Here is a 15,301-nt window from a genome sequence, read left to right as displayed (position 1 = left end):
GGGACCGGGCCGAGCCGCCCGCGACCGTGCACGCTTTCCGCTATTTCAGGAGCGATCACGACAAAGCCGGTTGCTCTTGCCAAATTGGCCGGGCGCTGCTTTCCTTGATCCCGAAGTCGGTGCCGCTCCTATTCCATGGGGCGCATCCGATAATCGAATAGCCACACGCAGGGCTGGTTTCGCTGGCTCCCCCTCCCTCAGTGACAACGCCCTGCGCCCCCTCCTGCCGAGCCAGCCTTCCCCTCCCGGCTGGTCTCAATGACAGGAGAGAAGGGGCGGTGCCGGCGCGGCACCGCCCCTTCGCCCGTTCGTCGGCCGGGGCGCCACGGCTCCGGGGCCGCCCCCCGGGCCGTGGTGCCGGTCAGGCCCGGACCCGCACCACCCCGGCCATGTCGGCCATGCGCACATCGGTCTCGCGCACGCTCAGACCGGTGCGCGGCGACTCCAGCATGCGGCCGTCGCCCAGGTAGATCGCCACGTGCGAGATGTAGTCGGGGGCGGTGGGGTCGCTGCGCCAGAAGATGAGGTCGCCGGGCCGGGCATCGGCGTAGTCGACCCGCTCGCCCGCGTACCACTGGTCGTGGGTGACCCGCGGGATGGCCACGCCGACCTCGGCGAACGCCCACTGGATCAGCCCGGAGCAGTCGTAGCCGCCCTCGGCCAGGGACTCGCCGCCCCACACATAGGGGACGCCGATCTGGGACCGGGCGGCGTCGATCATGCCCTCGATGGCATCGTCGCCGACCGGGTCGCCCGCCGCATCGGCGGGGCGGTCGCCGGGGTCCTCGGCGAGCAGCTGGAGAGAGGCGTCCTCGCCGAGGGCCTCCTCCAGCTCCTCCCTCAGCTCCCACAGATCGGCGTCGGGGGCCGAGACGATCAGGCCGTTGCCCTCGGGAAAGCCCAGCTCGGCGGCGAGTTCCCGGGACACCAGGGCGTCGATGCCGGCCACGCCGGAGGTGGCGTGGGTCCACACTTCGCGCGTGACCTCGCCGTTGGCCCCGGCGAGGGTGATCTCGCTGCCCACGTCGAGGTCGCGCTGCTTGCCCGCGCCGTCGGAGAGCGCGACGCGGCCTTCGGCGATCCCCTGCCAGATGTCGTCGGACCCGGCCGAGGGCTCCGGCGCGTAGTTGCGGAACCCGGAGGGGTCGATGCCCAGGACCGACGTGCTCTCGCCGTCGAGGTCGACGCGCGCGGCGTCGACCACCTCGGCGGATTCGACGCCGTCGAGCTCGCGGACGCGGTCGAGCGCGGCGCGGGAGATCGATTCGGGCAGCACGGCGAAGTACTCGCGCGAGATCGCGGTGTCGAACGGGGCGACCCGGACGTCGCGGTCGAGCGCGGCGGGGTCGGCCACCGGCGGGGAGGACGCGGGGCGGCCGGCCGGGCCGGGGGCGCTCTGCGCGCCGATCGGCGGACGCGCCTCGACGCTGGGTTCCGGGGCCGCCCAGGCGGGGGCGCCGAACGCGGTGAAGGCCACGGCGAAGGCCGCCGTCGTCCCTGCGCACGATCTCAGCCGATGCCGCACCCTGAAACCCCGCTCTCCGCCGATCACGATATCGGTACAAGCATGGGCGCAACGCCGCCCGCTTTCAAGCTCCCGGCCCATGAACGGCGCGTGGCCCGCCGCCGGCCCGCGCCGCCCGCGGCGCCGCCGGAGCCGGCCTCACGCGTCGCCATAGCACTCCACAACGGCGATATCGAGCGGGAACCTGACGGGCGTGCTCCCGAACATCAGGGCGCGGGTCTCCTCGGCCGCGGCGCGCAGCATCTCCACCGCGCTGTCGGCGATCTGCCGGGGGACGTGCAGGACGAGCTCGTCGTGCTGGAAGAACACCAGGCGCGGCACGCCGCGGCCGGTGTCCAGGCCGGCGAGGCCGCGGCGCACGGCGGCCATGAACACCAGGGCCCATTCGGCCGCGGTGGCCTGGATGACGAAGTTGCGGGTGAAGCGGCCGCGCTCGCGGGCCCGGCGCGCCGCGGCGTCGTCCTCCGCGCCGTCGCCGCCCGCCGTGACGCGCCGCCACATGCCCGACGGCGGCGGGCACGTGCGGCCCAGCCAGGACCGCACCAGCCGGCCCTCTTCGCCTTCGCGGGCGGCGGCGTCGACGTGGTGGAGGGCCCTGGGGTAGAGGCGGCGCAGCGTGTGCAGGAGCGGTGCGGCATCGCCGCCGGTCTGGCCGTACATGGCCGCGAGGAGACCGATCTTGGCGCGCTGCCGGTCGCCGCCGAAGGAGCCCGCCAGGCGGGCGTAGAGGTCGTCGCTGCCCGCGGCGGCGGCCAAGGCGTCGTCGCCGGAGACGGCCGCGAGGATGCGCGGCTCCACCTGTCCGGCGTCGGCCGCGATCAGGGTCCAGTCTGGGTCGGCCACCACCGCGCGCCGGATGGCCTTGGGGATCTGGAGGGCGCCGCCGCCGCGGGTGGCCCAGCGCCCCGAGACCACGCCGCCGACGACGTAGTCGGGGCGGAACCGGCCCCCGCGCACCCAGCTCTCCAGCCAGCCCCAGCCGTGCGCGGAGTGCAGCCGGGACAGCTCCTTGTACCGCAGGAGCAGGGGGACGACGGGGTGGTCGACCTCCTTGAGGACCCAGGACCGGGTGGAGGTCAGCCGGTGGCCGAGCGCGGCGAACGCCTTGAGCAGCTGTGCCGGGGAGTCGGGGTTGACGGGCCGGCCGAAGGCGTCGGAGATGCGCTCGGCGAGGCCGGCGAGGACCGGGGGGCGCATCCCGTGGGAGGGGCGCGGCCCGAGGTGCTCGGCGAGGACGGCGTCGTGCACGTCGGCCCGCCAGGGCACGCCGTCGTGGCTCATCTCCACCGCGGCGAGCGCGCCCGCGGACTCCACCGCGGCGAGCAGCGCGAAGCGGCCGGGGTCGGGCAGGCGGGCGATGCGGCGCTGCTGGTCGGCGTGGACCTCCAGGAGCGCGGTGAGGCGGTCGACCCCGGCGGGGAGGGTGGAGCGGTCGGGTTCGAACAGCGCGGGGTGCGGGTCGGCGCCGTCCGCGGCGCGGGTGACCGGGTCGGGCGGGACGTCGCGCCCGTGCAGGCGCGCCCACGCGGCTCCGAGGGAGCGGGCCTCGCCGAATCGGCCGTCGTAGCCCAGCAGCAGGGACTCCACCAGGGCGATGTCGTGGCAGCGGGACACCCGGGGCGAGCGCTCGACCAGCCGCGGGTAGACCTCGTCGGTGGCCGCCCAGACCCAGCGGGGGGCGGTACCGCCGTGGTTCTCGTAGTCGGCGACCGCTCCGGCGAGGTCGCCGACCCGCCACAGTCCGCCGTCGGAGGAGCGGTCGGGGCCGATCTCGCGCAGCCGACCGCCGCCCTCCTTGTCCGCGACCACCCCAATGCGCATGATCCGATTGTGCTCCGGCCCGGGGACGGTTTCCCACCCCGCCCCGGTCAGGACCGCGCCAAGGCCCACCCGGTGCGCGCCGGCCGGGGGCGCGGCGGGAGCCCGGGCGGCGCTCAGTGTCCCGGGCGGACCTCGTTGGCCAGCGGCTCCCCGGCGGCCCAGCGGCGGAGCTGGCCGTCGACGAAGCGGCGTGCGCGGGGGTAGAAGGTGGCCGATCCCCCGGCGACGTGCGGGGTGAAGTAGACGCCCGGGGCCGCCCACAGGGGGTGGTCGGCGGGCAGCGGCTCGGGGTCGGTGACGTCCAGCGCCGCGCGCACCCGGCCCTTCTCCGCCAGCAGCGCACCGGTGTCGAGCACGGGCCCGCGGCCGACGTTGACCACCAGGGCGTCGTCGGGCAGCAGCGCCAGCTCGGCCCGGCCGATCAGCCCCTCGGTCTCGGGGGTGTGCGGCGCGACGAGCACGACGACGTCGGCGCCGGGCAGCAGCCCGTGCAGGTCGGCGATGCCGTGGACGTCCTCGGCCGGCCGCGGGCGGCGGGCCACCCGCACCACCTCGGTCTCGAACGGCAGCAGCCGCTCCTCGATGGCCGCGCCGATACTGCCGTAGCCGACGATCAGCACCCGTGTGTCGGCCAGCGAGCGCGTGTAGAACGGGCGCCACACCTGGGCGGACTGGTCGCGCGCCCACGTTGGCAGGTCGCGCTGGGCGGCCAGGATGAGCGCGACCGCGTGCTCGGCGGTGCTCGCGTCGTGCAGCCCGCGGCCGTTGTACAGCGCGACCCCGTCGGGCAGCACGCCGAGCACGTGCTCGTAGCCGGCGGTCAGCACCTGGACCGCGCGCAGCCGCGGCATGCCGGCGATCACGTCGAGCCGCTGGCCGGGGCCGTAGGGGACCACGTAGAGGGCGGTGTCGGACCAGCCGGCGGGCGGATCGCCCTCGCCGTTGTAGACGACCGCCCGTACCCCGTCGGGCGCGTTGTCGGCATTGTCCTGCCAGGGCACCAGGACCGGATCCGCCATGTGTTCCCGACCTCCGTGATCGTCGCGACGCTTGAGGGGTACCGTACCGGGCGCGCCGCGGGCGGGATCAGGCGGGCGCGGCCCGCACCAGCTCATAGCAGGCGATCGCGGCCGCCGCCGTGACGTTGAAGGAGTCCACGTCGCGCCCTGCCATGGGGATGCGCACGGCGGCGTCGGCCTGGTCCAGCCACCGCGAGGACAGTCCGTCGCCCTCGGTGCCGAGCAGCAGCGCGACCCGGTCGGCGGGCCCCGACGCCGCAAGGGCGTCGGCCAGCGGCAGCGAGCCGGGCCCCGGGGTCAGGGCGAGCAGCCGGAAGCCGCGCCCGCGCAGGTCGTCCAGGCCGCCGTACCAGTCGTCGAGGCGGGCGTAGGGCTGGGTGAACACCGCGCCCATGGACACCTTGACGGAGCGGCGGTAGAGGGGGTCGGCGCAGCGGGGCGCGAGCAGGAGGGCGTCGATGCCCAGCCCGGCGGCGCTGCGGAAGATCGCGCCGACATTGGTGTGGTCGACGATGTCCTCCAGCACCACGACTCGGCGGGCGCCCGACAGGACCTCGGCGGGCGGGGGAAGGGGGCGGCGCCGGACGGAGGCGAGCGCACCGCGGTGCAGGTCGAAGCCGACGACCGCCTCGGCGACGTCGTCGGCGACGACGTAGACGGGTGCGGCCACTGATTCGGCGACGTCGGCGAGCGCGGCCAGCCGGCGCCGGGTCAGCAGCAGGGACCGCGGTTCGAACCCGGCCCGCAGCGCCCGCCGGATGACCTTCTCCCCCTCGGCCATGAACAGGCCGTGCTCGGCTTCGAGGCTCCGGCGCAGGTTGACGTCGCGGAGCCGGACGTAGTCGGCCAGTCTCCCGTCGCCGGGATCGGTGACCTCGATGACGTTCATGAACGTCGATTATGGATCCGCGGGTGCGGGTCCCCGGCCACCCTCCCGGATGACGCGGATCACGCCAGCGGGTCGGTGACCGGGAGCAGGCGCTGCCAGCGGGCCTCTTCGCAGGAGCCGATCCGGGTGATCTCGGTGTCGATCTCCTCGCCCATCCAGTCGCCGGTGACCACGGCCTCCTGGGGGCCGTACTCCTCGTCGGTGCACACCGCGCCCTCGGGGACCTCGGCGAAGGGGGCGTCGGCGTCGCCGCCGTCCTCGGCGAGTTCGAGCTGGACCTGGGCCATCTGCGCGCACGCGGCGGGGTCGGATTCGGGGACGCCGGTGCATGTGAGGTTCTGCACATAGGCGCGGCCGCGGTCGACGACGCTGATCTGGAGCTGCCCGACGGGGGCGTCGGGAATGGCGTTGAGCTCGCTGACGCTGCCGACCGAGGTCTCGGCGGGCGGCTCGTTCTGCTGCGCCATGAGGGCACCGCCCACGGCGAAGGCGTAGGCCAGGGCCCCGCCCAGGCACAGGGAGCCCAGCACCGCGGTACCGATCGCGCCGGGAAGTCCCCGGCGTGGGTTCAGCTTGAACATGGCCGCCACTCTACGAAGTCGGATGATGACGCATGGGTGCGACGCGACCCTACCCGGTCGTGCCACGGAATTCCCGCGATCCCCCCGCACGCCCGGTCGAGCACACGGGACCTGCTGGGGGATCCCCGCTGCTCCGGACAGGGGAGAACCGGGGCAGGGGCGTGCACAACGCCGGATATCGGCATGGGCCGGACTCGCATATTAGCCATGCACGGTAAGAGTGGCCATCCCGCTGTGCGGTTCGGTCACGTGTTGTGTCGGGCTCTTCTCACGAGCGTTACCTAAGCGTAAGGTCGCGCCAAACACGCGCCCCCACCGGAGAACCGGAGACGATGCGCTCACTGGTCACGCTCGCCTTCTCGCTCTGCTCCAGCGGCCCCGGGGCCTTCGCCCGCTCGTCCGGCGGACGGCACCGCCAGCCCTCCCGTGCCCGGACCGTGCTGACCTCGCCCCTCGGGGTGGCCGCGCTCGCGGTGGCGCTGATCACCGCGGCGAGCGTCGGCGTGCCCCTGGGCATCCGCTACGCCGGCTGCGCCGAGACCGCCTACCTCCGGGTCTCGGCCACGCTGGGCATGGCGCCCGTTCTGCGACGCGCCGCCGACGAGTTCAACGCGGCCGGCCACAGCTACGCGGGCACCTGCGTGTACGCCCAGGTCGGGGAGGTCGCGCCGCACCGGATCATGACGGAGCTGTCGAGCGGGCCCGTCGGCGGCGGCTCCGCCTCGATCGTCCCCGATGTGTGGGTGCCGGAGTCCTCGGCGTGGGTGGAGCTGGCCCGGGTCTCGCAGACCGGCGCGCGCACCATCGAGACGTCGCCGCGGTCGCTGGCCAGCTCGCCGGTGGTACTCGCCGCGCCCCGCGGCGCCGAGGGGATCCCCGACTCCGGCGAGGCCGGCTGGGACCTCGTGCTGCCCGGCGAACGCGACCCGGATCGCCCGCTGGTCATGGTCGACCCCAACCGCGGCGTCGACGGCATGGCCGCGATGTACGCGGTGCGGCGGATCCTGGGCGCCGGCGACGACGCCGACACCGCCATGACCGACTTCGTGCGCGATGTGCAGCCCGACACCGCCTTCGGGGAGCTGGACCTCGCGGGCGTCTACCCGGCGCCCGCCGGCCCGGCGCCGCTCGCGGTCGTACCCGAGCAGGCCGTCGCGCGCTACAACGGCGACGGCCCCGAGGAGCCCCTGACGGCGCTCTACCCGGAGGAGGGGACGGTGGTCCTGGACTATCCGTTCGTGTCCACCGGCGACGACCCCGGCAAGCGCGCCGCGGCCGACGACCTCTACGCGGTCCTCCAGGGCGAGTCCTACCGCGAGCAGCTGCGCGATCTGGGGTTCCGCGAACCCGACTGGACCGCCGGCGCCGAACTCCGCGGCCGCGAGGGCATCACCGCCGCCCTGCCCGAGACCCATGGGGGCCTCACCGGTGACGCCCTGGTGACAGCGGTCGAGGACTGGAACCGGTTGTCCATGCCGTCGCGGGCGCTGGTACTGGCCGACGTGTCCGAGGGCATGTCGGCGGACCTCGACGCGGGGCCGAGCCGGATGGAGGTGGCCAAGGACGCGGCGCAGCTGGGGCTGTCGCTGTTCCCCGACGAGACCGATCTCGGGCTGTGGCTGCTCTCCAGCGAGTTCGGCGCGTCGGGACGCGAGGAGGCCGAGGGGCTGGCCCGGCTCGGCGCGGCCGACCGGGGCGACGGCACGACCCGCCGCGAGGAGCTGCACCGCATGACCGAGAGCATCGGGGTGGAGGGCGGTGACCCGCGCCTCTACGACAACATCCTCGCCGCCTACGAGGAGGTCCAGGACGCCTACGACCAGGACAAGATCAACAGCGTCATCGTGCTGACCGCCGGGCGGGACGGCGGGTCGAGCGACGTCTCCCACGCCGAGCTGGTCGCCGAGCTCCAGGACCGCTTCGACCCCGAGCGCCCCGTGACCCTGTTCATCATCGCCTTCGGCGCCCAGCCCGAGCGGGCCGAGCTGTCCGCGGTCGCCGCCGCGACCAGCGGCACGCTCTCGGTCACCGACGATCCCGGGGAGATCGGCGACATCTTCCTCGGCTCCGTCTCCCGGCGGCTGTGCGTGCCCGACTGCGGCGAGTGAGCGCGACCGCCGATCATCACGATCGAATAACGGTGTCGGCTTTTCCGCGGCACCGAGCGCGCGAACACGGAACGTGACCCCGAGCGCGATTCGGCGACTGACCGGGCGTTCCGGGCGTCGGCCAAGATCAACACGCCGCGAGGTGCCGCATAGGTCCCACCTTTGGACCCTAGGCCCGCGAAGGGCGGTTCAGTACCGTTCCGGCAACAGCCCCGCCAGGCACCACACCCCCGAGAGGACGACCTTGGGACGCCACCGCGGAAAGCACGAAGACGATGAAGCCTCCGACCTGCGCGGACACCCCGGTGGAACCCGGCGCCGCCGCGGGCGCGGCAGCGCGTTCGCGGCCCTGGCCGCGGCCGTCAGCATCATCGTCGGCCTCGGCGTGACCGGCTGGTACGTGTTCAACACGCAGGACGGGTGCAGCGGCGAGGACATCGTGGTCACCGCGGCGGTCAGCCCCGAACTCGACACCGCGATGACCGCCATCGCCGAGGCGTTCAACGACCAGCGCCACGACCTCGACGGACGGTGCGTGATCGCCGACATCCAGGCGATGGACTCCGCGAACGTCACCTACGGCATCACCGGCGGCGGCCCCACCATCGGCGACACCGACTCCGACGTGTGGATCCCCGACTCCTCCCTCTGGCCCGGCCTCGTCAAGGAGGAGTCGGGCGACGCCGGCTTCACCGACACCGGCACCTCGGTGGCCTCCTCCCCCCTCGTGCTCGCCCAGCCGGCCCGCGGGGAGCAGCAGGACGACGAGCCCTCATGGGAGGCGCTGGTCCCCACCACCGCGCCCTCGGCCGGAGCCGCGGGCAACGACGTCCGCCTGGTCGACCCCATCCGCAGCTCCTCGGGCATGGCCACGCTCGCACTCATCTCCGGGGCCATCGGCGACGAGACCGAGGGGCGGCCCGAACTGGTCGCGGCACTCCAGACCCTCCAGCGGGGCGTGACGCCCGACGAGGAGTCCGCGTTCGGCCTGCTCAGCGAGGAGACCGACGGCGAGCCCCGGTTCCTCGTCCTGCCCGAGCAGGCCGCCTGGCGCTTCAACAGCGAGCACGGGGACGCTCCGGCGCGCATCGCCTACCCCCAGGGCGGCACCTACACGCTCGACTACCCCTACATCGTGCGGACCGGCGACCCGGTGATGTCGCGGGCGGCCGAGGTCCTCCGCGTCGCGCTGACCGGCGACGCCGCCCGGCGGACGCTGGCGGCCAACGGCTTCCGGTCCGCCGACGGCGCCGCCGACCCCGAGGTCCTGACCGAGGACGCGGGGTTCGCCGCCGAGGCCCCCGACAGCCTGCCCACGCCGTCGACCCAGTCGGTCCAGCAGCTCGCCCAGGCGTGGAACCGGCTCAAGCTCGACACCCGGCTGCTGACACTGGTCGACATCTCCGGGTCCATGCTCGAACCCGTGCCCGGCACCGACGTGAACCGCATGGAGGTGACCGCGGCCTCCGCGGCGGAGGGCCTGAACCTGTTCCCCGAGGGCTCCGAGCTGGGCCTGTGGCAGTTCTCCGTCAAGATCAACAACGACCTCGACTACAGCGAACTGCTGCCCGTTCGCGAGCTGTCGGCCGAGACCAACGGCGTCACCCACAAGGAGGCCCTGGCCGCGGCCTTCGCGGAGATGGAGCCGCTGCCCGACGGCGACACCGGCCTCTACGACACCTACCTCGCCGCCTACCGCGAGATGTCGCGCACCTACCGGGCCGACCGGATCAACGCCATCCTGATGCTCACCGACGGCAACAACGACGACTCCGACAGCATCGACATCGACGAGCTGCTCTCCACCATCGAGACGGAGTCCTCCCCCGAACGGCCCATCCCCGTGTTCACCATCGCCTTCGGGCCCGACATCGACCCCGAGCCACTGGAGCGGATCGCCGCCGCCACCGGCGGCGAGGCGTACACCACCGAGGACCCCACCGAGATCGGCGACATCTTCCTGCGCGCGTTCGCCCAGCGGCTGGACGCGCCCGCCGAGGACGAATAAGAGGGGGACGGATAACAGGGGCGGGCCGGCCGCGTGGCCGGATCCGGACACACACGGTCGGCGGTTGACTCCGATCGGTATCGGCCGCTCACGACGGATAGACACCACTTGCCCGTCTTTGACGCCTATGGACTTAAGGGTCGTCTTCGCGTACTCAGAGGGGTGCGGTAGGTCTGCGATCGGTGAAAGGCGGCTGACGTGGCCAATGCGTGGATGCCCGGCGCCGGGCGAGTCCGCTCCAGAACACAGGGAGGAGGGGTCTACCAGGGCGGCGCACCGCGCGCCGTGTGGCTGACCACCGAATCCGATCCATTCGCGCTGTCGGCCCGCTCGGTCGCCCAGCGCCTCGACAGCGACGGGCACAGCGCACACCTGGTCTGGAACCCCGTCACGGGCGAGACCGCCCAGCTCCTGCCCGCGACCGTGCCCGCTCTCGGCCAGCTGGAGACCCGCGGCACCGACCGGGCCCGCGAGGGGCGGGTCTGCATCGTCATCCGCGTCATCGGGCACGCGCTCTCCCCCTTCACCGACGGCCCCCTCACCGGTCTCGCCCCGCTGCTGGACTGGCTCGACGGCTGGCAGGTGCCGCGGCGCTGGCCGGGAGGGGCGCCCCTCGCCGTCCCGCCGCCGCGCGCCGCCGGCACCGGCGAGCGCGCGTGGGCCCGCGGCGGGCACTTCGGCCATTCCCAGGTCCCGGGCGGGCACGGCGGCGGACCCGGGGCGATCTCGCCCGAACGGCTGCTGGGGGTGGCCGTCCTCGCCCCCCGGCAGCACCCGGTCCCCGTCGCGGCTCCCCCGCCGCGCCGCGACCCCGGCGCCAACGGCGAGCGCCCTTACGCACAGCTGTCGGGTTCCTGACGGGCGGCTCCCCGCGGGGCGTCCGCGCGCCGCGTCCCGCGGGAGCTGCGGTCATGCCCGCTCCACGGAGCGCTTAGTCTGTCGGCCATGGGTGGATCGATCGAACCGGGCTGGTACGCGGATCCCCACGGGGGAGAGAACCGGCTGCGGTGGTGGAACGGCGAAGAATGGTCACAGCACGTCCGATCGCTGGCTGAGCTGCAAGGCCAGGCTCCTGCCGCCGCGGCCGACGACGACGCGACGGCCGACCTGTCCGGCGCCGCCGACCAGGGCGACCCGGAGAGCACCGACCCGATCGCGGCGAACGAGCCCAGCACCATGCGCATCGACCCGGCGCAGCTGTCCGGGTCCGCGTCCGCGGCACCCCCCGCGCCGCCCGCCGACGACCCCAGCACCATGCGCATCGACCCCGCCCAGTGGGCGGCGTCCGCCTCCGGGCCGCAGACCCCCCCGCGCGACCGACCCGCGCCGGCCCCCGGCGCAGGGGCGGGCTCCGGTCCCGGCCCCCGGCCCGCCCCCGGGCACGCCGACGACGAGGCGACCGCCGACATCACCGGCGTGGTCAGCCCGTCCACGATGCGCTTCGTCCCCGGATCGCAGGCCCCCGGTCAGCCCGATGACGAGGCCACCGCCGACATCACCGGCGTCGTCGGCGGATCCACCATGCGCTTCGACCCGGGCGCGGCCGCTCCCGCCGACCGGGACGCGCCGACCTCCCCCGATGTCGCGGGCGCGGGCGCCGCCGGAGGCGGCGGTGCCGAGTCGCCGCGCACGGCCGTGTTCACCCCGGGCGACCCGATGTTCGCCGCGGGGGCGGCCGGCGACCCGGACGACTCCCCCGCCTCCGACTCCGAGAGCGGCGGGAAGAAAAAGGGGTTCCGCTTCAACAAGTTCTTCGGCGACCTGAAGGAGGGCCTCTCCGAGATCGCCGACGAGCGGAAGCAGCGCCAGGAGGAGCAGCGCAAGGAGTCCGAGGAGCAGGCGCGCAAGCACGCCGAGGCCGAAGAGCGGCGCCGCGCCGAAGAGGCCAAGGCGGCGGCCGAGCGGCCGCAGCCCGCGCCCGGCACCGCCGGCTCCCCCGATGCCGCGGCGGGTCCCGGCGCGGGGGCGGCGGCAGGCGCGGCCGGCCAGGCCCCGGCTCCGGGCGGACAGCCGGTCCCCTCCTCGGGGCCCCAGCAGCCACCGTTCGGCGGTCCGCCCGCCGGCGGTTTCGGCCAGGGCGGGTACCCGCCCCTGCCGCCGCCCGCCCAGCACGGCTTCGGCGGGCAGGCCCCGCCCTCCGGCCCGCAGCCCCCGTTCCCCGCGCCGTCCGATCCCCGGCAGCAGCCCCCCGGCCACGGCTTCCAGCAGCAAGGGCCGCAGCAGGGCCCGCCGCCCGGGTTTCCGCCCTACGGCGCTCAGCCCCAGCCCCTTCCGCCCGCGCCGGCACCGCCACCCGCCCCGCCCAAGGGCCGCGGACGCCGCCGCCGCTCCGAGCCCCCGCTCGCCCCGGCCTTCCCCGGGGGCCAGGGCCCGGCGCACCCGCCGCAGGGGCAGCCGCCGTACGTGGGCGGCCCCGTCGCGCAGTACCCGGGCCATCCGCCGGCGGGCGGCCCGGGATGGGGCGCCCCCGGAACGCCTGGGGCCCCCGGGGTTCCGGGGGCCCAGCGTCCGCCGTGGGAACAGCCGCGCCCGCCGCGGAAGAAGAAGCGCAGCGGGTGCGGCGGCTGCCTCGGCTGCCTGACGGCCGTCGTCGTTCTGGTCATCGTCGTCATCGTGGCCGTGGTGGCCTTGCAGGCGAACGGCCTGCTGTCCCTCTAGCAGCGGCGGCACGCGGGCGCCGGCGGCCTCCGGACGGGGGACCGCGGCGCCCGCTCGGCCGTCCCCGCGACGTTCCGGCGCGAATCCGACGTGCCGAAACGGCTTAAGCTAGCCCCCATGAACGACTGCCTGGTGTGGATCGACTGTGAGATGACGGGGCTGGACCTCGAACGCGACGCGCTGATCGAGGTGGCCTGTCTGATCACAGACGGCGAGCTCAACCAGCTCGACGACGGCATCGACGTCGTCGTCAAGCCACCCCAGGCCGCGCTCGACCACATGGGCGAGTTCGTCACGCAGATGCACACCGACTCCGGGCTGCTCGACGCGCTCGACAGCGGGGTCAGCCTCGCCGAAGCCGAAGACCTCGTGCTGGCACACATCAAGCGCTACGTCCCGGAACCCAACAAGGTGCCGCTGTGCGGCAACTCCATCGCGACCGACCGCCTGTTCCTGTCCCGCGACATGCCGCGGATCGACGCGCACCTGCACTACCGGATGGTCGACGTGTCGAGCATCAAGGAACTACTGCGCCGCTGGTACCCGCGGGTCTACTTCGCCAGCCCGGAGAAGCACGGGGGGCACCGCGCGCTCGCCGACATCACCGAGAGCATCCGGGAACTGCGCTACTACCGGGCGGCCGCGTTCGTCGCCGCCCCCGGACCCGACAGCGCGACGGCCCGGGCGGTCGCCGCCGACGTCGTGGCGGGCGGCAACGGGGTCCTCGGCTCCCCCGAGCAGCGACCGGCCGGTTAATGGAGTCGACCACCCCCGCGGATCCGCTAGACTCTTCCATGAACACAGGCGCTGGAGTTCCTCCCGCCCGGTGGTCATGGTGGGTGTAGCTCAGTTGGCAGAGCACTTGGTTGTGGTCCAAGAAGTCGGGGGTTCAAGTCCCCTCACTCACCCCACATCGGCAAGGCCCCGTACCCCGGTCGCACCGGCGGTCCGGGGCCTTCGCCGTTCCCGGAGCCAGGGGCGCGGCCGAACCGCAGCGGCCCGCCGGCCGCACGCGCCTCCACCCGATCATCAGCCCACCGCTCCGTTCCCACCCCGTCCATCCACAGGCCGCGTTTCCTCCCTGGGCCCGTCCCCTGGCGTTCGCTACCGTGACGGGTGACGAAACGCGCGCGACTTCCGACGGGGGATACGGGTCCGCACCCGAACCGGCAACAAAGAGATTTCCGCCGCCGAACGCCATTGATGCTCGTGGTGGCCACATTCGGCCGAATTGAAACGCCGAGTGACATTCGGGCATCGATTGGGACGAGACTCTTCTTCGGCGGCCGTCCCAAAGTCGAACATGGAGCCAGCCCACCCGCGCGGAGCAGGCATCGGATCCCATCCGTTCTCCCGAACTCGTTACGATGCTCGGGGGCACCCCGGCCCGATTCCGTGGTTCGCGTGTGGAACCGCTCATGACCGCAGAACGGCCGAAGCCGGGCCCGCCGTCACCGACGGTCGGCGCACCCCTCCGACCTCCGACCCCAGGGAGCTCGCACCGTGACCAACGCCCCTCCCCGGCCGGTGAGCGCTGTCGCCCTGCTCGCCGACATCCCGAGCACGGGACTCCTCGGAGGGACCACGGCGCAGCGCTTCACCCTGACCGGCGACGACCTCGCCACCCAGTCCGAGGGGTTCCTGGATTTCGCCCGGCACCACATCGACCAGGGGCGCAGGGTCGTCGCGCTGTACCCCAAATGGCACGCCCAGCGCCCCCAGCGGGCCATCGCCTTCGCCCGCGGCGCCCTGCAGACCGACCGGATCGGGCAGGTGGCGCTCGACATCTCGCCGCTGGCGCTGTCGCTGCTCGCCGACCAGCTCGCCTACCTCTCCCCCTACGTGCCCGCCGGGGTCACGGCGAGCCTGGCCAACGAACTGCCGCAGCACTTCCTCGCCGGCGCCTGGATGAAGAGCGTGCGCAACCTGTCCACGGTGCCGATCACGTTCAAGCAGCACCTGGGGTCCTACGTGCCGGGCACCACGTTCCTCGCGTTCTGCGCCCCCGTGAAGCGCGTCGGCCGGGTACGCAAGTCCGACCCCGCTCCCAACATCCCGGGGCGGCCGATGGAGCCGATCCAGATCCTGGTGGCCCGCCCCAACGACCAGTCCATCGACGAGTTCAACGAGCAGTTCACGCCGGCCCTGCGCCCGGTGTCGCTGAACGCGCTTCCGGAGCAGCCCCTGGGCACCACCTACTGGGGCGCCCGCAAATACGTGGAGTTCGTCGCGTTCAGCGCGCATCCGCAGGCCCTGGGAAACACGGTCCGGACCGTCCGCCCGTCCACCTGCTCGTGGTGCCGCGAACTCGTGTCGGGCCTGCACTGCCCCTTCTGCGGTGCGCTCAACCAGCCCCCCATCGGCCGGCCGCCCACGCGCAAGGCCGATGTCCCGCCGCCGCCGTCCCGCACCACCGGCGAGCACATCCGCCCGGCATGGGTGTCGGGCTCCGGGGGCGATCCCCGGCGCCCGCCCGCCGGCCGCCCCGCACCCGCGGCCGCCCCGCCCCGCCCCGACTCCGCACAGCAGCCGCCCGCCCGGCCCGCCGGGCCCTACGGCACCGACCCACGACCACCTTCCCGCGTCTCTCCGCAGCCTCCGCCGCACGGTGGGTCACCCGGCTGAGAGCGGCCTCACCGGAACCGGGGCACGGCACCGGCGCGTCCGAATGACACGGACTGCGGCCCGCCCC

Annotated in this window: 11 protein-coding genes and 1 tRNA gene; 7 read left to right on the top strand and 5 right to left on the bottom strand. The window is 74.1% G+C overall.

Annotation, left to right across the window (positions count from 1 at the left end):
- Positions 1-361 precede the first annotated feature (361 nt).
- The 5 genes from ACFO4E_RS02485 to ACFO4E_RS02465 form a co-directional block, all read right to left on the bottom strand.
- A complete protein-coding gene (locus ACFO4E_RS02485; RefSeq protein WP_378571115.1) occupies positions 362-1,525 on the bottom strand; it encodes a C40 family peptidase in 1,164 nt (387 codons plus the stop codon).
- A 138-nt stretch (positions 1,526-1,663) separates the two neighbouring features.
- Positions 1,664-3,346, bottom strand: coding sequence for a bifunctional 3'-5' exonuclease/DNA polymerase (locus ACFO4E_RS02480; protein WP_378571113.1), 1,683 nt, complete (start codon positions 3,344-3,346; stop codon positions 1,664-1,666).
- Between the two features lie 113 nt (positions 3,347-3,459).
- On the bottom strand, positions 3,460-4,365 hold the full coding sequence (locus ACFO4E_RS02475) for a 2-hydroxyacid dehydrogenase (RefSeq protein ID WP_378571112.1): 906 nt from the start codon (positions 4,363-4,365) through the stop codon (positions 3,460-3,462).
- 67 nt (positions 4,366-4,432) lie between these two features.
- Entirely contained in the window at positions 4,433-5,254 is an 822-nt protein-coding gene (locus ACFO4E_RS02470) for a TrmH family RNA methyltransferase (RefSeq protein WP_378571110.1), read from the bottom strand.
- Between the two features lie 59 nt (positions 5,255-5,313).
- Positions 5,314-5,835, bottom strand: a complete 522-nt coding sequence (locus ACFO4E_RS02465; protein WP_378571108.1) for a hypothetical protein — start codon at positions 5,833-5,835, stop codon at positions 5,314-5,316.
- Positions 5,836-6,167: 332 nt separating this feature from the next.
- Here ACFO4E_RS02465 and ACFO4E_RS02460 point away from each other — a divergent pair, with 332 nt between their 5' ends.
- From ACFO4E_RS02460 to ACFO4E_RS02430, 7 genes are all read left to right on the top strand, one after another.
- Positions 6,168-7,943: a substrate-binding domain-containing protein gene (locus tag ACFO4E_RS02460; RefSeq protein ID WP_378571107.1), complete on the top strand. Its 1,776-nt coding sequence runs from the start codon at positions 6,168-6,170 to the stop codon at positions 7,941-7,943.
- Between the two features lie 244 nt (positions 7,944-8,187).
- A complete protein-coding gene (locus tag ACFO4E_RS02455) occupies positions 8,188-9,951 on the top strand; it encodes a substrate-binding domain-containing protein (protein ID WP_378571105.1) in 1,764 nt (587 codons plus the stop codon).
- Positions 9,952-10,149: 198 nt separating this feature from the next.
- Positions 10,150-10,809, top strand: a complete 660-nt coding sequence (locus tag ACFO4E_RS02450) for a hypothetical protein (RefSeq protein WP_378571103.1) — start codon at positions 10,150-10,152, stop codon at positions 10,807-10,809.
- Positions 10,810-10,896: 87 nt separating this feature from the next.
- Positions 10,897-12,609: a DUF2510 domain-containing protein gene (locus ACFO4E_RS02445; RefSeq protein WP_378571102.1), complete on the top strand. Its 1,713-nt coding sequence runs from the start codon at positions 10,897-10,899 to the stop codon at positions 12,607-12,609.
- A 117-nt stretch (positions 12,610-12,726) separates the two neighbouring features.
- Positions 12,727-13,365 carry an oligoribonuclease gene (orn, locus tag ACFO4E_RS02440; RefSeq protein WP_378571100.1) on the top strand — a complete coding sequence of 213 codons (639 nt, stop codon included), beginning with the start codon at positions 12,727-12,729 and terminating at the stop codon, positions 13,363-13,365.
- Between the two features lie 79 nt (positions 13,366-13,444).
- Positions 13,445-13,520 (top strand) — tRNA-His (locus tag ACFO4E_RS02435).
- Positions 13,521-14,112: 592 nt separating this feature from the next.
- Entirely contained in the window at positions 14,113-15,234 is a 1,122-nt protein-coding gene (locus ACFO4E_RS02430) for a hypothetical protein (protein WP_378571098.1), read from the top strand.
- Positions 15,235-15,301 lie beyond the last annotated feature (67 nt).

It is taken from the genome of Nocardiopsis mangrovi (assembly GCF_042653925.1).
GTDB lineage: Bacteria > Actinomycetota > Actinomycetes > Streptosporangiales > Streptosporangiaceae > Nocardiopsis_B > Nocardiopsis_B mangrovi.
Note: the sequence above shows the minus strand (reverse complement) of the source record. Positions and strands in the feature narration are given on the sequence as shown.

Coding starts and splice junctions, on each gene's coding strand:
- ACFO4E_RS02470 (WP_378571110.1), bottom strand. CDS start 5,254: ATGAACGTCATCGAGGTCACCGATCCCGGCGACGGGAGACTGGCCGAC.
- ACFO4E_RS02445 (WP_378571102.1), top strand. CDS start 10,897: ATGGGTGGATCGATCGAACCGGGCTGGTACGCGGATCCCCACGGGGGA.
- orn (WP_378571100.1), top strand. CDS start 12,727: ATGAACGACTGCCTGGTGTGGATCGACTGTGAGATGACGGGGCTGGAC.
- ACFO4E_RS02465 (WP_378571108.1), bottom strand. CDS start 5,835: ATGTTCAAGCTGAACCCACGCCGGGGACTTCCCGGCGCGATCGGTACC.
- ACFO4E_RS02475 (WP_378571112.1), bottom strand. CDS start 4,365: ATGGCGGATCCGGTCCTGGTGCCCTGGCAGGACAATGCCGACAACGCG.
- ACFO4E_RS02460 (WP_378571107.1), top strand. CDS start 6,168: ATGCGCTCACTGGTCACGCTCGCCTTCTCGCTCTGCTCCAGCGGCCCC.
- ACFO4E_RS02480 (WP_378571113.1), bottom strand. CDS start 3,346: ATGCGCATTGGGGTGGTCGCGGACAAGGAGGGCGGCGGTCGGCTGCGC.